The organism is Streptococcus dysgalactiae subsp. dysgalactiae (genome assembly GCF_900459225.1).
GTDB classification, from domain to species: domain Bacteria; phylum Bacillota; class Bacilli; order Lactobacillales; family Streptococcaceae; genus Streptococcus; species Streptococcus dysgalactiae.
In genome coordinates this window covers 1,547,792-1,565,082 of the sequence record NZ_UHFH01000003.1, presented here as the reverse complement: position 1 = coordinate 1,565,082, position 17,291 = coordinate 1,547,792, and the positions used below count along the sequence as shown (strand labels likewise).

Genomic DNA, 17,291 nt, shown 5'->3' with positions numbered 1-17,291 from the left:
TTTAAGTTTCCTAAGCTAAACTACGCTTAGCCGAAAAATAATTTCTTTTTACAGAACTCCGAATAAGAATCTTGAGTCATCAAGATTCTTGTTTTTTTGTCAACTAATTTAGTGGCCGTTTGAGGAAGTATTAGTCAATGTATCCGTTTACATTTACTTGCGAAAATGTTAATATATCATTTAGGGATATGAGTTAGGGATAAGGGAGAGAAGCTGATGATGACTAAGGAAACTTTGGCACATTATCAAAAGAAAACAGAACAAGAATCTGAAAAAAAGCAGTCTTTAGATGAGCATTTATGGCATGTGGCCTGTTCTAGTCGACAGGAAGCATCTATAATTGGTCAAGGAGATGTGCTTTTTTTAATTGGTCTTTACCACGACCTGGGCAAATCTGATCGAGCCTTTCAAGATAAATTATTAAATAATCCCAATCGGCATGTTGATCACTCTTATGCAGGGGCAAAATACTTATGTTCTATTATTGGGCCTCATCTAAAAAACCGAGGGGTTGATAAAAATGAGAGAATGACATTCAACGAAATGGTGGGGTATGTCATCTCTGCTCATCATGGGATGTATGATCTATGCTACTATTCTGACGATGCTGAATATTATAGCTTTAATAAATTTAAAAATCGTATCAATAGAGACTTAGATGGTTATCACTATCATGAAGATATTAAAGGATACGCTTTAAAATTAGAAGAAAAATTATGTGATTATGGCTACAAAGATTTAAGGGAGCTTATTGATAAAGCTTTTGATAATTATCAACAAGCCGTGTCTTCCTTAAACTGGCAAGATAAGAGTGAGTGGGATTATTATCAGTCTTGTATGGTGAGATTTTACTTGTCACTCTTAAAAAACGCTGATATTTTAGACACAGTAAATGCCTATGGTCTTAAAATAAGTCCTATGGATAAAATAGAGCGATCCTCTCTAAAACACTCTTATTTAGCAGCCATTGAACAAAAATATGCTAGCTTTGGGCGGCCAAACAATCAGTTGAATACTATTCGGACAGAAATCGCTGAGCGTGTTAAAGAAAGAGGTAAACGAGATTCTAAGGGGATTTATCGCTTAGATTTACCAACAGGAGCTGGCAAGACTAATCTTAGTATGCGCTATGCGTTTCACCAATTAGTTCATCAAGATAAATCAAGATTTTTTTACATAACACCTTTTCTCTCAGTCCTTGAGCAAAATGCTTCCGAAATCAGAAAAGTTACAGGTGACCTTAGTGTTCTAGAACACCATTCCAATGTGGTTAAACAGGCTAATGAAGATGACGATGACAAGAACAATTTACTGTCAGCTTATCTTAGTGATAGCTGGGATAGTCAAGTAGTCTTGACTTCTATGGTTCAATTTTTCCAAACACTTTTTAAAACAAAATCAGCTAATCTGAGACGTTTTTCAAGTTTGATTAATAGTGTTGTGATTCTAGATGAAGTTCAGTCCCTGCCTATTGAAGTTACAAGTTTGTTTAATTTAACGATGAATTTTTTAAACAAAGTCATGAACACAACCATTGTTCTTTGTACAGCAACACAACCTGCTTATGATTCTTCAGAGATTGACCATCGTATCTGTTATGGAGGGAACTTGGGAGAATCAGCTGAAATAGTTGAGTTAACGATTGAAGAAAAACAGATTTTTTCAAGGACAGAGCTTAGGAAATTTGATGATAATAATCAGAAAGTTCATTTGACTAATGTTATTAATCTTATTTTAGGAGAGGAAAATGAAGTGACCCCCAAAAGTTGGACATTATATTTTAAGTTAAGGATTGAGTTCTGTATTGCACAGGACTTAGTCCTTTTAATGTAAGTTTGATTCGTTTAGTGTTGTAGTAGTTGATATATTCTGAAATAGCTGTTTTTAATGTTTCGAGGGAAGTAAATTCCTTCTCAAACCCATAAAACATTTCTGTCTTCAATGTTCCAAAAAAAGATTCCATCATGCCGTTATCTAAGCTATTTCCTTTACGCGACATGGACGGTCTCATTCCATGCACCTCAAGAAAATGATGGTAGTAAGTGTGTTGATATTGCCATCCTTGGTCACTATGTAAAATAGTGCCCTGGTAAGTTTGTTCAGGAAAAGCCTCGGAAAGCATCGTTTTAAGTTGTTGTAAGTTTGGCGAGGTAGATAAATGATATGCAATAATCTCACTGTTAAAGCCATCAAGAACTGGTGATAGATACAATTTTTGATCACTAGCAGGAATTGAAAACTCTGTGACATCGGTATAACACTTCTTAAGTGGTTGGGTAGCTTTAAATTGACGCTTAATGAGATTATCAGCTTTCTTGCCAACCTCACCTTTATAAGAGTTATAGCGACGTTTCGCACGGATTCTAGCTTTCAAACCAAGTTCTGTCATCAAACGTTGAACTTTCTTATGATTAACTTTATAGCCTCGATTTTTAAGTTCGAGGTGAATTCTACGGTAACCATATCTCCCTTTGTTCTCAGAATAAATATCTTGAATAGCTTCTTTTAATTCTTTGTTGTTATCTCCCTGAGTTAGACGTTTAACCTGATAATAGTAGGTTGATCGAGACAGCTTCAAAATATTAAGTAGGATTCTTAAATCAAATACATTGATTAGTCCTTGAATGATTTCTGTTGCTCTTTGAGCCTTGCTTCGACCCTCAATCGGAGTTCTCTCAACTTTTTTAGTACGGCATTCTCCGCTCTAAGGTACTCATTATCATATTGAAGACGCTCTAATTCAGTCATTTCTTCAAGTTTTCTCTTTGGTTTGCGTCCCATCTTTACAGGTCTCCCTCTTGATTTCTCAAGAATAGTATACCCGTTTTTCTTGTATTGCGCTATCCAATTAGGAAGCATTCCCTTGTTTGGTAATCCATAATCTAGAGAAACCTCTAGCTGAGACCTACCTTTCATCAGAACTTCGTTTATGATTTCCTGCTTTAGTTCAGGAGAATAATACCTATTTTTCCTTTTACAAACACTTTCCAATCCGTGTATATCAATAAGGCGGACCATGTATTGAAGGTTATACTTACTCATATTAAATGTTTGACTGATTTTAGGCCATGTCCAACCAGATTGTCGTAAGCGATAGATTTCAATTTTATCTTCATAACTTAATTTCATAGAAAAACACCCCAAAAGTTAGATTTGTTGTCTAACTTTTGGGGTGCAGTTCAAAACTCAGTTCTTACTATTTTTAACACGAAAAAAACGGTTAATAGCTGCTATACTATGCTAAAAGACATGACTGATAGACCGGTCTATCAGCTTTCGACGAATATGTGTGCGCAGCATAGGCTTGACTTGATTGCTAAGGTCAAAACGGAGTTACAAAATAATATCCCTATTATTTGTATTAGCACACAATTAATTGAAGCAGGTGTAGATGTTGATTTTCATCGCGTCATTCGTTCCTATTCAGGAATTGATTCTATTGTTCAAGCTGCTGGACGATGTAATCGAGAAGGCAAACGAGATAAAGGTCAAGTTACTCTTGTCAATCTGACCAATGAAGAGGAAAATATTTCTAGGCTGACAGAAATAAAAGCTAAAAAAGAAGCCACAGAATCTATTCTTCATAAGATCGGGTCTCCAATTGATATCTCAACTTTAAACCGTGACTTTTTTGAGTATTATTATGCCAATAATCAAGGACTGATGGATTATCCTTTGGAAGACGACATATCAATCTACGACTATTTAAGCCTTAATACTTATCAGACGGTAAATAAAAAGTTCAAAGGTAAGTTAAAACAAGCTTTTAAAACAGCAGGAGCCAAAATGAACCTCATCAATAATGACATGATAGGAATTCTTGTATCTTATGGAGAAGCTGAGAAAAAATTGGCTTATTTAGAAGAATTAGGTGCGTCACATTTTTTATCAGCAGAAGATTATCAAACGATAAAATCATTACTAAAAGACTTACAACCTTTCACGGTTAATGTCCGCGAGAACGATCCTCTCCTTGAGGCAACAAAATCTTATCTAAATGGTCAGATTCTGGTTTTGACGTCGGAGTATTATGACACAGAAAGAGGAGTTAAATACGACTCAGATAATTTTCGCTTATAAATCAAAACGAAAGCAGGTCAACAAAAGGTCGGCAGAGGATCTTGTTAACCTGCCAATCATCGTTAATAATTATTATCAATTTAGATCATTTAATAAGGTAAGTTTTCAAAAACAGAAGGAGGAAAATAGCTTGTACAGATCTAGAGACTTCTACGTGAGAGTAAGTGGTCAGCGAGCCCTTTTTACCAATCCAGCCACAAAGGGGGGATCGGAACGGTCATCCTATTCCGTTCCGACTAGGCAAGCATTGAATGGCATCGTTGATGCCATCTATTATAAGCCGACCTTTACTAATATTGTCACAGAGGTTAAGATTATTAACCAAATTCAAATCGAATTACAGGGTGTTAGGGCTCTGTTGCATAATTATAGTGCAGATTTAAGTTATGTATCATATTTGAGTGATGTTGTTTATCTGATCAAGTTTCATTTTGTTTGGAATGAAGATAGAAAAGATTTGAACACAGATAGACTTCCAGCTAAACATGAAGCCATTATGGGGCGTTCTATTTGTAAAGGTGGACGTCGAGATGTGTTTTTAGGTACAAGAGAATGTGTAGGTCTTGTAGATGATATCAGCCAAGAAGAGTATGAGACTGCTGTATCGTACTATAATGGTGTCAATATCGACTTGGGAATCATGTTCCATTCTTTTGCCTATCCGAAAGACAAAAAGACACCATTGAAATCATATTTTACAAAGACTGTGATGAAAAATGGAGTCATTACGTTTAAAGCACAGTCTGAATGCGATATTGTTAACACACTTTCTAGTTATGCTTTTAAAGCACCAGAGGAGATAAAGTCGGTTAACGATGAATACATGGAGTATGATGACATGGAGAAAGGAGAAAACTGATGGATTTTTTTAGTTCTCTCTTGAAGACCTATGAGAAAGCAGAGCTAGCAGACTTGGTTGATAATCAAAAAAGAGATAATGAGCCGGTTTTACTGCCGATTTATCATACGAGTTTAAAGTCAAATGGCAAAAATATCATTTCAGTGAAACTTGACAAAGATGGCCAGTTTCACAAGGCAGAATTTATGGCAGATAAGCAAATGATTATTTTTCCTGTAACGGCTGATTCTGTTGCTAGGTCGGGTAGTAATCCTGCACCGCATCCCCTAGTCGATAAATTTGCTTATTATAGTGCTGAAGTGGACCAATCCCAGTATGATTCTTTTCATAAGCAACTTAATAATTGGATTGATTATTGTGAGGAGGGTGACGTCAAGAGGTTTTTAACCATTGTTCAGCAATTTATTTTGAAACCAGAATTTCTAACATTGATTCTCGATTCTTTAATTGGTCCTGATTATCAAAATAATCAATTAAAAATCACCTTTTGTGATGTTACTGGAAAAGAAAAACTAATTGATTTATCAGCTTGTTTTTTAGAATTTTTAATTGACCAATTTCAGGGCTTTAAAAATGAATCGGTTTCGACATTTAAAGCCTTACACCAATCCTATATTTCTTTTGTTGAAGCAAATCGTGAAAATCTTGGTATTTGTAATATTAGTGGACGAGAGGAGCAGCTTATCAATAAGCATAGAGGACTGATGGGGAATGCTAAAATCATTTCTGTTAGTAATAAAAGAGAAGCTTATAAAGGACGTTTTAGAGAACACGAAGACGTTTTTAGTGTTGGCTATGAAACCTCCGAAAAGATTCACTTAATGATCAAGTATCTTTTAGAAAATAAAAATACTAGTACTTGGTTAGGGTCCTCTCAATATTTAATCAACTGGTTCAGCGATGATTTAACAAATGATAGTCGGTTGGATATTGTATCACCAATCTTTGATGATGGACTTGAAGAAGATGATGATGACGATACGCCCCCTGTTATAGCATTAGCAACTGAAGACAATAAAAGAATTGGTAAATCATTTATCAAGGGACAAAAATTATTTGCTAACGATGCCACTTACTACGTTGCTATTTTGAATAAAACCAGCAATGGGCGGATTGCTTTAAAATATTTTCGTCAGCTTCAAGCATCCCAATTACTCACCAATCTTGATAAATGGCAGGAAAAATACAGTTGGGAGTCGCGATCTAAGTTTGGGAAAAATCGCTTAAGAACCCCTACTTTTCATGACATCCTTAATGTGTCCTACGGGGTTGATAGGGATCGCTTCCTTGAATTAGATAATGATAACTTCAAAAGTGATCAAGTTCAAAAGTTAGTGACAAGTTTGATTGATGGTAAACCGATGCCACAGTCCATTGTCAAAAAGTTAGGTAGCAATGTTAAAGAACGACATCGTTACCGTAAGCACTGGTATCAAGTTGAGCAGGTCTGCTTAGCAATTTTACACAAACAAAATGGGGAGGAATTTTCACCGATGCTAGATCATACCAATCAAAATCGTTCCTATCTTTTCGGGCGATTATTAGCAATTTTTGAATTAATCGAGACGTTGCGTTATGGTTTGGATGGAACCGACAGCGATCGCATTACCAATGCTGAACGTTATTGGACGGCCTATACTGGACAGCCAACAAAATTGATGATGTTATTGGAGAATAAAATTAAGCCTTACGAAGAACCATTGAAATTAAATCGTCGTGGCAGTTGGAAGAAATTAGAAAAAGAAAAAGAAGAGATTTTAGAACTGTTAAATCCTCTGTTAGAAACAGAAACAATGGAGAAACCGTTAGATTACCGCTTTATTTTTGGGTATTATGCTGAGAAAAACTATTATTATACAAAACAAAACACTGAAGTAACGGAAAGTGAGGAGTAAAAAGATGTTGGAACACAAAATTGATTTTATGGTAACCCTTGAAGTGAAAGAAGCAAATGCAAATGGTGATCCCTTAAATGGAAACATGCCTCGTACAGATGCCAAAGGATATGGTGTGATGAGTGATGTCTCCATTAAACGTAAGATTCGTAATCGTCTGCAAGATATGGGGAAACCTATTTTTGTGCAAGCTAATGAACGTATTGAAGATGACTTTCGTTCACTAGAAAAACGCTTTTCACAACATTTTACAGCTAAGACACCTGACACAGAAATTGAAGAAAAAGCAAATGCATTATGGTTTGATGTTCGTGCTTTTGGACAAGTTTTTACTTATCTGAAAAAATCAATTGGGGTGCGTGGACCAGTCTCCATCAGTATGGCTAAGTCCTTGGAGCCGATTGTCATTTCCAGCCTTCAAATTACGCGTAGTACCAATGGTATGGAAGCTAAGAATGAGAGCGGTCGCTCTTCTGATACGATGGGGACAAAACATTTTGTAGATTATGGTGTGTATGTACTTAAAGGTTCTATCAATGCTTATTTTGCTGAAAAGACTGGATTTTCTCAGGAAGATGCCGACGCCATTAAAGAGGTTTTGGTTAGCTTGTTTGAAAATGATGCGTCGTCTGCACGTCCGGAAGGTTCTATGCGAGTTCGTGAAGTCTTTTGGTTTACGCATTCAAGCAAATTAGGAAATATTTCAAGTGCGCGTGTCTTTGATTTGTTAGAGTATCATCAATCAATAGAAGAGAAAAGTACTTATGACGCTTATCAGATTCATCTAAATCAAGAAAAATTGGCTAAATATGAAGCGAAAGGTTTAACGGTTGAAATCCTAGAAGGACTCTAGTATGGTCTATGCCGAAGATGATTATTTAATGCTATCAGGTATTCAGCATTTCCAATTTTGTAAACGTCAATGGGCCTTGATCCATATTGAGCAACAATGGCTTGATAATGATGCGACAGCGCATGGGCAGATTCTACATACTAAAGCAGATAATCCATACATTAAAGAAAAACGAAAAGATCTTTTGGTCTCACGTGCCATGCCCATTTCTTCTGCAGAACTTGGACTTTCAGGAATTATGGATGTGGTGGAATTTTATAAAGATAATCAAGGTGTGTCTTTGAGGGGAAAATGTGGGAAATAGTTGCCAAAAGTTGTGGAGTACAAGCGCGGGAAACCTAAAAAAGATGCAAGAGATATCGTCCAGTTGGTGGCTCAGACCATGTGTTTAGAAGAAACGTTAGGCTGTCACATTAAGGAAGGTTGTCTTTATTACCATAGTGTAAATCAAAGAGTGACTGTTGAAATGACATCAGCTTTGCGTCAAGAGGTGAGGGAATTAGCGGATGCCATGCATGAACTATATAACAAAAAGCAATTGCCTAAAGCAGAATTTTTCAAAAATTGTTCTTTGTGTTCTTTAGTGGACCTCTGCAAGCCACGGTTAAGCAAGAAAGCTCGGAGTGTGGATAATTATATCCAGCAAGCCATCATTAGTGAGGTGGGCGAATGAAAAAATTACTCAATACCCTTTATCTGACTCAGGAAAATTTCTATGTCACCAAGGAGGGTGATAATATTGTCATCAAACAAGAAGGTAAGGTTCTCAAACGGTTCCCATTTCGGATTATTGACGGTATTGTCTGTTTTTCTTATTTAGGGGCATCACCTGCTTTGGTCAAATTATGTACAGAGAATCAGATTAATTTATCTTTTCATACGCCACAAGGTCGTTTCTGTGGTCGCTATATTGGTTCAACCAATGGGAATGTCTTATTGCGTAGAGAACATTATCGCTTATCTGATCGTGAAGAATCGTTGGAATACGCAAAGCGGTTTATTTTGGCTAAAATTTCCAATTCAAGGAAATACTTACTACGCTTTAAACGAGATCATCGTCAACAGGTTGATACCGCGCTTTTTGAGGCCGTTAACGATGAGTTGATATGGGCTTTAGAAATGGTTCAGATTGCAGACAATAAAGACTCTTTGAGAGGACTTGAAGGCCAAGCTGCTAATCAGTATTTTCGCATATTTAATGACCTGGTGCTGACGGATAAAAAAACATTTCACTTCCAAGGTCGGAGTAAGCGACCACCCTTAGATTGTGTTAATGCCCTCTTGTCTTTTGGTTACAGTCTACTGACCTTTGAATGTCAATCTGCCTTGGAAGCTGTCGGATTAGACAGTTACGTTGGTTTCTTTCACACGGATCGTCCTGGGCGTGCTAGTTTAGCGCTTGATTTAGTTGAAGAGTTCCGCTCATATATTGTTGATCGTTTTGTTTTTTCGTTAATTAATAAAGGACAACTTCAGAAAAAACACTTTGAGTTTAAAGAAAATGGTAGCATTTTATTGAAGGAAAATGGCAGAGCTATTTTTATTGATTTGTGGCAGAAGCGTAAGCATACTGAGGTAGAGCATCCTTTTACAAAAGAGAAAGTAAAACTGATGTTATTACCCTATGTGCAAGCGCAGCTTTTAGCTAAGGCCATACGAGGAGATTTAGAAAGCTATCCACCTTTTATGGTTTAGGAGATTTTATATGATGGTTTTAGTCACTTATGATGTAAATACTGAAACATCGGCGGGCAGAAAAAGATTGCGTCATGTTGCTAAACTCTGTGTGGACTATGGGCAACGTGTTCAAAATTCTGTTTTTGAATGTTCTGTGACACCCGCAGAATTTGTGGATATAAAGCACCGCTTAACACAAATCATTGATGGGGAAACAGATAGTATTCGCTTTTATTTATTGGGTAAGAATTGGCAGAGGCGTGTGGAAACACTTGGTCGTTCAGACAGCTATGACCCAGATAAAGGTGTCTTATTATTGTAAAAACGTTTAGTGCGACTCGAGGTTTCACAGAAGAACATTGCTTGCTCGCGCAAAAATCACTTCAAAAAGAAGCGAAATGGAGATAAAAAGGCTTAAAACACCTCTATGTTTGCCATACGTTTCTCTATAAACTGCGTTATTTGGCGCAGTCTCACCCTTCACGGGTGAGTGGATTGCATCCTAGATTTTTGATGGATCTATTTTGAGTTTTTCTTCACTCATAAATTTCCATTTGTCTTCTCCCCTCTCTTCCCCCTCACATATGCTATAATAAGCTTAATAAATGCATGGTAAAGGAGTTAGGATGGATAAGGTTCGGTATGGGATCGTGTCGACGGCGCAGGTGGCCCCTCGTTTTATTGAGGGGGTGCGCTTGGCTGGCAATGGCGAGGTTGTGGCGGTATCCAGTCGGTCGCTTGATAAGGCAAAGGCTTTTGCGGCAGCGCATCAGTTGCCTAAGGCTTATGGTAGTCTTGATGACATGTTGTTGGATACGTCGATTGATGCCGTTTATGTAGCAAGTATCAATCAGGACCATTTTCCTGCGGCTAAGAAGGCTTTACTGGCAGGCAAGCATGTTCTGGTGGAAAAACCATTTACCTTGACAGCTGCTCAGGCTGAAGAACTTTTTGCTTTAGCGCAAGAGCGCGGCTTGTTTTTGATGGAGGCTCAGAAGGCTGTCTTTATTCCTATGACACAGCGTTTAAAAAGCCTCATTGCTGCTGGGGGATTGGGTGATATTGTATCGGTTTCGTCAACAACGGCCTACCCCAATATTGATCATGTGACTTGGTTTAGAGATTTGGGAAAAGGTGGGGGAACTGTCCATTTTATGGCACCTTACGCTCTTTCTTATTTGCCTTATCTCTTTGATGCTGATATTGTGTCGGCTAGTGGCGTAGCCCATTTTCCTGAAGGACAAAGTGATAGCCAGTCTAAGCTGGTTTTGGCTTTATCAAACGGTGTTTTAGTGGATATTTTTCTGACTACTCATCTCAGCTTACCTCATGAACTAGTGATTTATGGGACTAAGGGGCGTTTGGAAATTCCTCATTTTTGGAAAACCACGCATGCCACTTTGGTCAGACCCGATGGGAGTCGTTCTGTCATTGAGGCGACCATGTCTAGTGATTTCGAGGCAGAAGCTCATTATGTCAGTCAGATGATTTTAGAGGGTCAATTGACGAGTCCTGTGATGACCAAATCCCTAACCCTGTCGGGTGTTGGCTTGATTGAAAAACTTTACTGTTCTTGGGGGAAATAACGATTCAGTGAAGGCAATTCTCAAGCCTTTGACTTGTGTATTCCACCCCTTTAATCCATAATAGGCGTAAGATATCCAAAGGAGATTTGCCATGCCAACACTTCCTAAAGCCAATTCGGCAATCACGTTAATCAACCTTGATCAGCTCACAGAGCACGATCAAGAAGTACTGGTCTCAGAAAGTCTCATTGACTCTGAGGTCTTTGATTACGCTAAAGATAAAAATGAAACCTCATTTATGGAGGAAAACAAGGAAAAACTGACTATTGTTTTTCAGATTTTGGATCGTCAAGAAGAAGCTTATCATCCCAACCATATTCCACGTGTGATTCCGATTACTCTCTTTTTGAATGATCAGTCTCTCTATATTTTGGGGCATGATCACAGTTTGACGCTAATCGAAGAAGTTTTCCCTGGCCTGGATGAGAGTCGTTCGCCACGTCACCTGGTGTTTCAGCTGTTAACGGCTTTTACTAAACAGTACGTTCCCCTGATGGATGAAATAGCGCAGCAGCGAGACAAGTTGATTGAAGCCTTGCGTCAAAAAGCCAATAAGACGAATCTGGAAAGTTTGGCTAACTTGCAAAGTGGCACTGTTTACATCCTTATGGGTTCTAAGCAAAATGAACAAATGCTAGCAGAATTAAAAGACATGCCTGGCCAGCAGGACCTAGAAGAAGATGAGGCAGAGCAGCTCCGCGATGCCATTATTGAGGCTAGGCAGTTATCTAATATGTGTGATTTAAACACTCGTGTGCTCAAGGAGATTTCGTCTTCTTATAACAACGTTCTCAGCAATAATTTGAACAATAATGTGACCAGTTTGACGATTTTTTCGATAGGGATTTCAATTATTGCCATGGTTACTAGTTTTTATGGCATGAATGTGAAGTTACCTTTTGCCAAAGTTGATAGTGTGTGGTTCTGGATTGTACTAACAACCAGCCTTGTAGCCTTGTTGATTATGGTTGTCATGTACTGGTATGTGCATAAGAGAAATCGCAATGCGTCTAAGCGTATTTAACTTTTCTTGTTAGCCTTATTTACTGTAACGTTTGACATAGCATGGAAAATGATTTTCGTCATGAACCTGACCTCATTAAAAGAGAGGTCGGGTTTTTACGTCCCTTTAGTCAATCATTTATCTGATATCGTATCAAATTCAAGTTTTTGCATACCCCAGTCTATGGTTTGTCTGTCTTGCTTTAGATACAATAAGGATAACCTTAGAGAGGAGTTGTTTATGACCTTATCAATCGTCTTAATTGCTTCCGTTTTTGCGGCAGGCTTGTTATCATTTTTCTCTCCTTGCATCTTTCCGGTCCTTCCTGTTTATTTAGGCATTTTACTGGATGCAGATGATTCAAGGACAATGACTATATTTGGTAAAAAACTCTATTGGTATGGCATTGTCAAGACCTTAGCCTTCATTTTTGGGTTATCCACTATCTTTGTGATTTTAGGTTATGGGGCTGGTTTTTTAGGAAATATCCTTTATGCGGTATGGTTTCGGTACTTACTGGGAGCCTTGGTCATCATTTTGGGGATTCATCAGGTGGGCTTGATTACCATTAAGCGTCTGCAATTTCAAAAATCACTGACTTTCCATAATGATAAGAATCGCAACGGTTTGCTCAATGCATTTATCCTTGGTTTGACCTTTAGCTTTGGATGGACGCCTTGTGTAGGACCTGTTTTGAGCTCTGTTCTCGCCTTGGTCGCTTCCGGGGGCAATGGTGCTTGGCAAGGTGGTCTGCTCATGATTGTCTATACGCTAGGATTAGGCATTCCCTTCTTGCTCTTATCTTTTGCATCTGGTTTTGTTTTGAAACATTTTAATAAACTCAAACCCCATATGCTTTTATTGAAAAAAGTGGGTGGCGTTCTGATTATTATTATGGGGATTCTGCTCATGACAGGAACCTTAAACAACTTAGCACAACTTTTTGGATAAAGGAGAAACACAATGAAAAAAGGACTATTAGTAACAACTGGTTTGGCTTGTCTCGGTTTGTTGACTGCTTGCTCAGCCCAAGACAATATAGCTAAAAAAGAAATGACTCAGGACAAGATGAGCATGGCAACAAAGACAAACGATAAGATGTCAACCTCCAAGGACAAGTCCATGTTGACAGATAAGTCATCAGATAAGAAGATGACCAACGAAGGCCCTATGGCACCTGACTTTGAGCTTAAAAGTGTAGACGGTAAGACCTATCGCCTATCAGACTTAAAAGGTAAAAAAGTTTATCTGAAATTTTGGGCATCCTGGTGTTCAATCTGTCTGTCAACCTTGGCAGATACCGAAGACCTTGCCAAAATGTCCGACAAAGACTATGTGGTCTTAACAGTTGTCTCACCAGGTCATCAAGGGGAGAAATCAGAAGCAGACTTTAAGAAATGGTTTCAAGGAACAGACTATAAGGACTTACCAGTCTTGTTAGATCCCGACGGTAAACTATTAGAAGCTTACGGTGTTAGATCTTACCCAACAGAAGTTTTCATTGGAAGTGATGGAGTGCTTGCCAAGAAACACATTGGTTACGCTAAAAAAGCAGATATCCAAAAGAATCTAAAAGCTATTCACTAGGAAGAATGAATCGAAGATTAGAAAAAAGGAGTTGGTCATATGGAACACAAATGGAAATTATTACTATTTATTGTTGGAGTGGTCGTGTTAATAGGCGGTGCTTCTATTCTCATTCAGAAAGGTCAAGCCAGGGCTTTTAGTCAAGGCAAGCCTCAACTACCGGCTAAAAAAGTCAAATCCACTAAATTAGATCCTAATGTTCCTGTTGATCAAAAAGTGATTTACCTAGCTGGTGGCTGTTTCTGGGGCGTTGAAGAATATTTTTCACAGGTAGATGGTGTCCTAGATGCGGTGTCAGGCTATGCGAATGGTAGAGGTGATACTACTAACTACCAATTAATTCATCAGACTGGTCACGCAGAAACCGTTGAAGTGACCTATGATGCGAACCGTGTCAGTTTAAAAGAGTTACTTCTGCATTTTTTCCGAATTATTGATCCAACCAGTGTTAATAAGCAAGGAAATGATCGCGGTAGTCAATATCGAACTGAGATTTACTATACTGACAAAGCAGATTTAGCTGTTATTGATGAGGTCTTCAAGGAAAAAGCTAAAGACTACAAGAAAAAAATTGTGGTTGAGAAGGCTCCATTGAAACACTTTATCAAGGCCGAAGAGTACCACCAAGATTACCTCAAGAAAAACCCAAATGGCTACTGCCATATTGATATTAACCAAGCTACCTATCTTGTGATTGATGAAAGCAAGTACCCAAAACCAAGTGCAGATGAGATCAAAGCAAAACTATCTGCAGACGAATACCGAGTGACGCAAAAAAATGAAACCGAAAGAGCCTTTTCAAACCGCTATTGGGATTCTTTTGAGGCTGGAATCTATGTGGATGTTGTTACTGGTGAACCACTCTTCTCTTCAAAAGACAAATTTGAATCCGGCTGCGGTTGGCCAAGTTTTAGCCGCCCCATCAGCCCAGATGTTATTCGTTACAAGGAAGATAAGAGTTTCAATATGACGAGAACAGAGGTGCGCAGCCGTTCAGGGAATTCTCATCTGGGGCATGTCTTTACTGACGGACCTAAAGACCAAGGCGGCCTTCGTTACTGCATCAATAGCTTGTCTATTACCTTTATTCCAAAGGCTGATATGGAAGCTAAGGGCTATGGTTATTTATTATCATCTGTAGAATAGGGTTAGGCCTAAAAATCTGATATAATAGAAGAAAGACTAGTATGAAAGGATCATACAAGGCCCTTTATAAAGATAAGGAGACACCGTGTGTACTCATTGTTAATTGTAGAAGACGAATACCTTGTGCGCCAGGGTATTCGTTCTTTGGTTGATTTTAGCCAGTTCAAGATTGATTGGGTCAACGAAGCAGAAAATGGCCAGTTAGCTTGGGACTTGTTTCAGAAAGAGCCTTATGATATTGTTTTGACGGATATCAATATGCCCAAATTAAATGGGATTCAACTAGCAGAACTCATTAAACAGAAATCCCCCCAAACCCATCTGGTATTTTTGACGGGTTACGATGATTTTAACTATGCCTTATCTGCTTTGAAGTTAGGGGCAGATGATTACTTGCTCAAACCCTTTTCCAAGTCAGATGTAGAAGACATGTTAGGAAAGCTTCAGCAAAAATTAGACCTTTCCAAGAAAACAGAAACCATTCAGGAATTGGTTGAACAATCTCCAAAAGAGGTATCTGAACTAGCTATGGCCATTCAAGGCCAACTAGCCGATTCTAGCTTGACCTTAAAAAGCCTAGCCCATCAGCTTGGTTTTAGTCCGAATTACCTTAGTGTGCTCATTAAAAAAGAGTTAGGCTTGCCCTTCCAAGATTATTTGGTGCAAGAGCGGTTGAAAAAAGCGAAACTCCTCTTGTTAACTAGCGACCTGAAAATCTATGAAATTGCGGAGCAAGTGGGCTTTGAAGACATGAATTATTTTTCACAGCGTTTTAAGCAGCTTATTGGAATGACGCCAAGTCAATATAAAAAAGGAGGACGGGCATGAGGCGTTACCCTCTACTGGTTCAGTTGATTTCGTATATCTTTGTCATGGTGCTTGCCCTTATTACCACACTGGGCTTACTCTATTACCAGACCAGTTCTCGTAATATCAGGCAGTTAATTGAACGTGATACCCGGCAGAGCATCCGGCAAAGTTCCCAATTCATTGACGCTTACATCAAGCCTCTCAAAGAAACAACTTCGGTGCTGGCGAAAAATTCAGAAATTCAAGCCTTTGCTAGTCAAATTCATCAAGAAGACGACAAGCAGGTTCTTCAGCTCATGAAGATGATTCTTGCGACCAATTCCGATTTACAAGCAGCTGTTCTGGTGACTAAGGATGGTCGAACTGTGTCTACCAAACCTCAGTTGACCATGAAAACCTCCCGTGACATGATGGCAGAAACCTGGTATAAAGCAGCCATAGACCGTCAAGCCATGCCAGTCTTGACCCCAGCCCGACAACTGTCCCTCTCCTCTAAAAAAGAGTGGGTAGTCTCTGTGACACAAGAAGTAGTGGATGCTGCTGGTCATAATTTAGGCGTGCTAAGACTTGATATTGCATATCCGACCATTAAAGCGTCTTTAGACCATCTCCAGCTAGGCCGCCAAGGCTTTGCCTTTATTGTGAATGATAAGCATGAATTTGTTTACCATCCCAAAAAGAGTGTTTACAGCTCTTCTCGAGAAATGGCTGCGATGAAACCTTATTTGGCTATTAAAAATGGCTACGCTAAGGATAAATCATCCTTTGTTTATCAAAAGGTTATTCCAAATAGTCAATGGACTTTGATTGGTGTTGCTTCCTTGGACCAATTGCACCGGGTCCAACGTCAGATTTTTTGGTCCTTCCTTGGGATGGGACTTCTAGCCTGTTTTATCTGTGGCCTTACGACTATTTTAGTCTTACGTAAATGGATTCGTCCCATTCAACAATTGCAGCAGGTGATTCTGGCTATTCAAAAAGGGGACCGTCAGCTGCGCGCCCAAGAAACGGGTTCTCCGGAATTGACAGACCTTGCCCAGCAGTTTAATGCGCTCTTAGATCAAATTGATAGCTTAATGGTTGCCGTTGCGGATAAGGAAAAGGCGATTGGGCAGTACAGGTTACAAGCCTTGGCTAGTCAGATTAACCCGCATTTTCTTTATAACACCTTGGACACTATTATTTGGATGGCAGAATTTAATGACAGCAAGCGCGTGGTAGAAGTGACCAAGTCTCTAGCTAAGTATTTTCGTTTGGCCCTTAATCAGGGGAATGATTATATTCGTTTAGCAGATGAACTGGATCACGTTAGCCAATACCTCTTTATTCAAAAACAGCGTTATGGAGACAAGTTAACTTATGACGTTCAAGGCTTAGATGCCTATGCCGATTTTGTTATTCCTAAACTCATCTTACAACCCTTGGTGGAAAATGCCATTTACCACGGAATTAAAGAAGTGGACCACAAGGGCATGATCAAGGTTACGGTATCTGAGACAGCTCAACATCTGATTTTGACCGTCTGGGATAATGGTAAAGGAATAGAAGCATCTGCTTTAACCAATAGTCAAAGTTTACTGACTAGAGGAGGAGTAGGTCTTAAAAACGTCGACCAACGATTGAAGTTCCAATATGGAGAGGCTTATCAGATGACCATTCAAAGTCAGTCAGACCAGTTCACTGAAATAAAATTAAGCCTTCCTAAAATGCATGAGTTAATGGCAGACAACACACAGGAAAACGAGTAAGATTACAGGAAGTGCATGTCAGCCTTTTACCTAAGTTAGGGTATTGG

General features: G+C 38.7%; 14 protein-coding genes and 2 pseudogenes. 15 read left to right on the top strand and 1 reads right to left on the bottom strand.

What is annotated here, in order from left to right; all coding sequences use genetic code 11:
- Window positions 1-216: 216 nt before the first annotated feature.
- Window positions 217-1,755, top strand: a pseudogene (locus DYD17_RS08050) (CRISPR-associated endonuclease Cas3''); the annotation flags it as partial.
- Window positions 1,756-1,780: 25 nt separating this feature from the next.
- Here DYD17_RS08050 and DYD17_RS08045 read toward each other — a convergent pair.
- Window positions 1,781-3,129 (bottom strand): IS3 family transposase gene (locus DYD17_RS08045; protein ID WP_115252561.1). Its coding sequence is split into 2 segments (ribosomal slippage): window positions 1,781-2,688 and window positions 2,688-3,129, totalling 1,350 coding nucleotides; the frame shifts between segments, so codons are not numbered across the junction.
- 24 nt (window positions 3,130-3,153) lie between these two features.
- Between DYD17_RS08045 and DYD17_RS08040 the strand changes: the two genes are divergently transcribed.
- The 14 genes and pseudogenes from DYD17_RS08040 (at window position 3,154) to DYD17_RS07975 (ending at window position 17,244) form a co-directional block, all read left to right on the top strand.
- Window positions 3,154-4,080 carry a helicase-related protein gene (locus DYD17_RS08040; protein ID WP_374188323.1) on the top strand — a complete coding sequence of 309 codons (927 nt, stop codon included), beginning with the start codon at window positions 3,154-3,156 and terminating at the stop codon, window positions 4,078-4,080.
- Between the two features lie 130 nt (window positions 4,081-4,210).
- Window positions 4,211-4,939 (top strand): type I-C CRISPR-associated protein Cas5c, encoded by a 729-nt coding sequence (gene cas5c, locus DYD17_RS08035; protein ID WP_115253260.1) that lies wholly within the window; start codon window positions 4,211-4,213, stop codon window positions 4,937-4,939.
- Window positions 4,939-6,834: a type I-C CRISPR-associated protein Cas8c/Csd1 gene (gene cas8c / locus DYD17_RS08030; RefSeq protein WP_115276451.1), complete on the top strand. Its 1,896-nt coding sequence runs from the start codon at window positions 4,939-4,941 to the stop codon at window positions 6,832-6,834. Before cas5c ends, cas8c begins: the two co-directional genes overlap by 1 nt.
- 4 nt (window positions 6,835-6,838) lie before the next feature.
- Window positions 6,839-7,687, top strand: coding sequence for a type I-C CRISPR-associated protein Cas7/Csd2 (cas7c, locus tag DYD17_RS08025; RefSeq protein WP_111717182.1), 849 nt, complete (start codon window positions 6,839-6,841; stop codon window positions 7,685-7,687).
- Window position 7,688: 1 nt separating this feature from the next.
- Window positions 7,689-8,360 (top strand): annotated as a pseudogene (gene cas4 / locus DYD17_RS08020) (CRISPR-associated protein Cas4).
- On the top strand, window positions 8,357-9,382 hold the full coding sequence (cas1c, locus tag DYD17_RS08015; protein WP_115253028.1) for a type I-C CRISPR-associated endonuclease Cas1c: 1,026 nt from the start codon (window positions 8,357-8,359) through the stop codon (window positions 9,380-9,382). The pseudogene cas4 and the gene cas1c overlap by 4 nt, the downstream one beginning before the upstream one ends.
- Before the next feature lie 10 nt (window positions 9,383-9,392).
- Window positions 9,393-9,686, top strand: a complete 294-nt coding sequence (gene cas2 / locus DYD17_RS08010; RefSeq protein ID WP_003044506.1) for a CRISPR-associated endonuclease Cas2 — start codon at window positions 9,393-9,395, stop codon at window positions 9,684-9,686.
- Between the two features lie 304 nt (window positions 9,687-9,990).
- Window positions 9,991-10,950 carry a Gfo/Idh/MocA family protein gene (locus DYD17_RS08005; protein WP_115253027.1) on the top strand — a complete coding sequence of 320 codons (960 nt, stop codon included), beginning with the start codon at window positions 9,991-9,993 and terminating at the stop codon, window positions 10,948-10,950.
- 91 nt (window positions 10,951-11,041) lie between these two features.
- A complete protein-coding gene (locus DYD17_RS08000) occupies window positions 11,042-11,974 on the top strand; it encodes a magnesium transporter CorA family protein (RefSeq protein WP_115253026.1) in 933 nt (310 codons plus the stop codon).
- A 219-nt stretch (window positions 11,975-12,193) separates the two neighbouring features.
- On the top strand, window positions 12,194-12,904 hold the full coding sequence (ccdA2, locus tag DYD17_RS07995; RefSeq protein WP_003051940.1) for a thiol-disulfide oxidoreductase-associated membrane protein CcdA2: 711 nt from the start codon (window positions 12,194-12,196) through the stop codon (window positions 12,902-12,904).
- A gap of 12 nt (window positions 12,905-12,916) precedes the next feature.
- On the top strand, window positions 12,917-13,540 hold the full coding sequence (locus DYD17_RS07990; RefSeq protein ID WP_115253025.1) for a TlpA disulfide reductase family protein: 624 nt from the start codon (window positions 12,917-12,919) through the stop codon (window positions 13,538-13,540).
- Window positions 13,541-13,579: 39 nt separating this feature from the next.
- On the top strand, window positions 13,580-14,686 hold the full coding sequence (msrB, locus tag DYD17_RS07985) for a peptide-methionine (R)-S-oxide reductase MsrB (protein WP_115276450.1): 1,107 nt from the start codon (window positions 13,580-13,582) through the stop codon (window positions 14,684-14,686).
- An 87-nt stretch (window positions 14,687-14,773) separates the two neighbouring features.
- Window positions 14,774-15,514 (top strand): response regulator transcription factor, encoded by a 741-nt coding sequence (locus DYD17_RS07980; protein ID WP_115253023.1) that lies wholly within the window; start codon window positions 14,774-14,776, stop codon window positions 15,512-15,514.
- Complete coding sequence (locus tag DYD17_RS07975; RefSeq protein ID WP_115253022.1) at window positions 15,511-17,244, top strand: cache domain-containing sensor histidine kinase; 1,734 nt, start codon at window positions 15,511-15,513, stop codon at window positions 17,242-17,244. Before DYD17_RS07980 ends, DYD17_RS07975 begins: the two co-directional genes overlap by 4 nt.
- Window positions 17,245-17,291 lie beyond the last annotated feature (47 nt).

Coding starts and splice junctions, on each gene's coding strand:
- cas7c (WP_111717182.1), top strand. CDS start 6,839: ATGTTGGAACACAAAATTGATTTTATGGTAACCCTTGAAGTGAAAGAA.
- ccdA2 (WP_003051940.1), top strand. CDS start 12,194: ATGACCTTATCAATCGTCTTAATTGCTTCCGTTTTTGCGGCAGGCTTG.
- cas8c (WP_115276451.1), top strand. CDS start 4,939: ATGGATTTTTTTAGTTCTCTCTTGAAGACCTATGAGAAAGCAGAGCTA.
- DYD17_RS08000 (WP_115253026.1), top strand. CDS start 11,042: ATGCCAACACTTCCTAAAGCCAATTCGGCAATCACGTTAATCAACCTT.
- DYD17_RS07975 (WP_115253022.1), top strand. CDS start 15,511: ATGAGGCGTTACCCTCTACTGGTTCAGTTGATTTCGTATATCTTTGTC.
- cas2 (WP_003044506.1), top strand. CDS start 9,393: ATGATGGTTTTAGTCACTTATGATGTAAATACTGAAACATCGGCGGGC.
- cas1c (WP_115253028.1), top strand. CDS start 8,357: ATGAAAAAATTACTCAATACCCTTTATCTGACTCAGGAAAATTTCTAT.
- msrB (WP_115276450.1), top strand. CDS start 13,580: ATGGAACACAAATGGAAATTATTACTATTTATTGTTGGAGTGGTCGTG.
- DYD17_RS08005 (WP_115253027.1), top strand. CDS start 9,991: ATGGATAAGGTTCGGTATGGGATCGTGTCGACGGCGCAGGTGGCCCCT.
- DYD17_RS07990 (WP_115253025.1), top strand. CDS start 12,917: ATGAAAAAAGGACTATTAGTAACAACTGGTTTGGCTTGTCTCGGTTTG.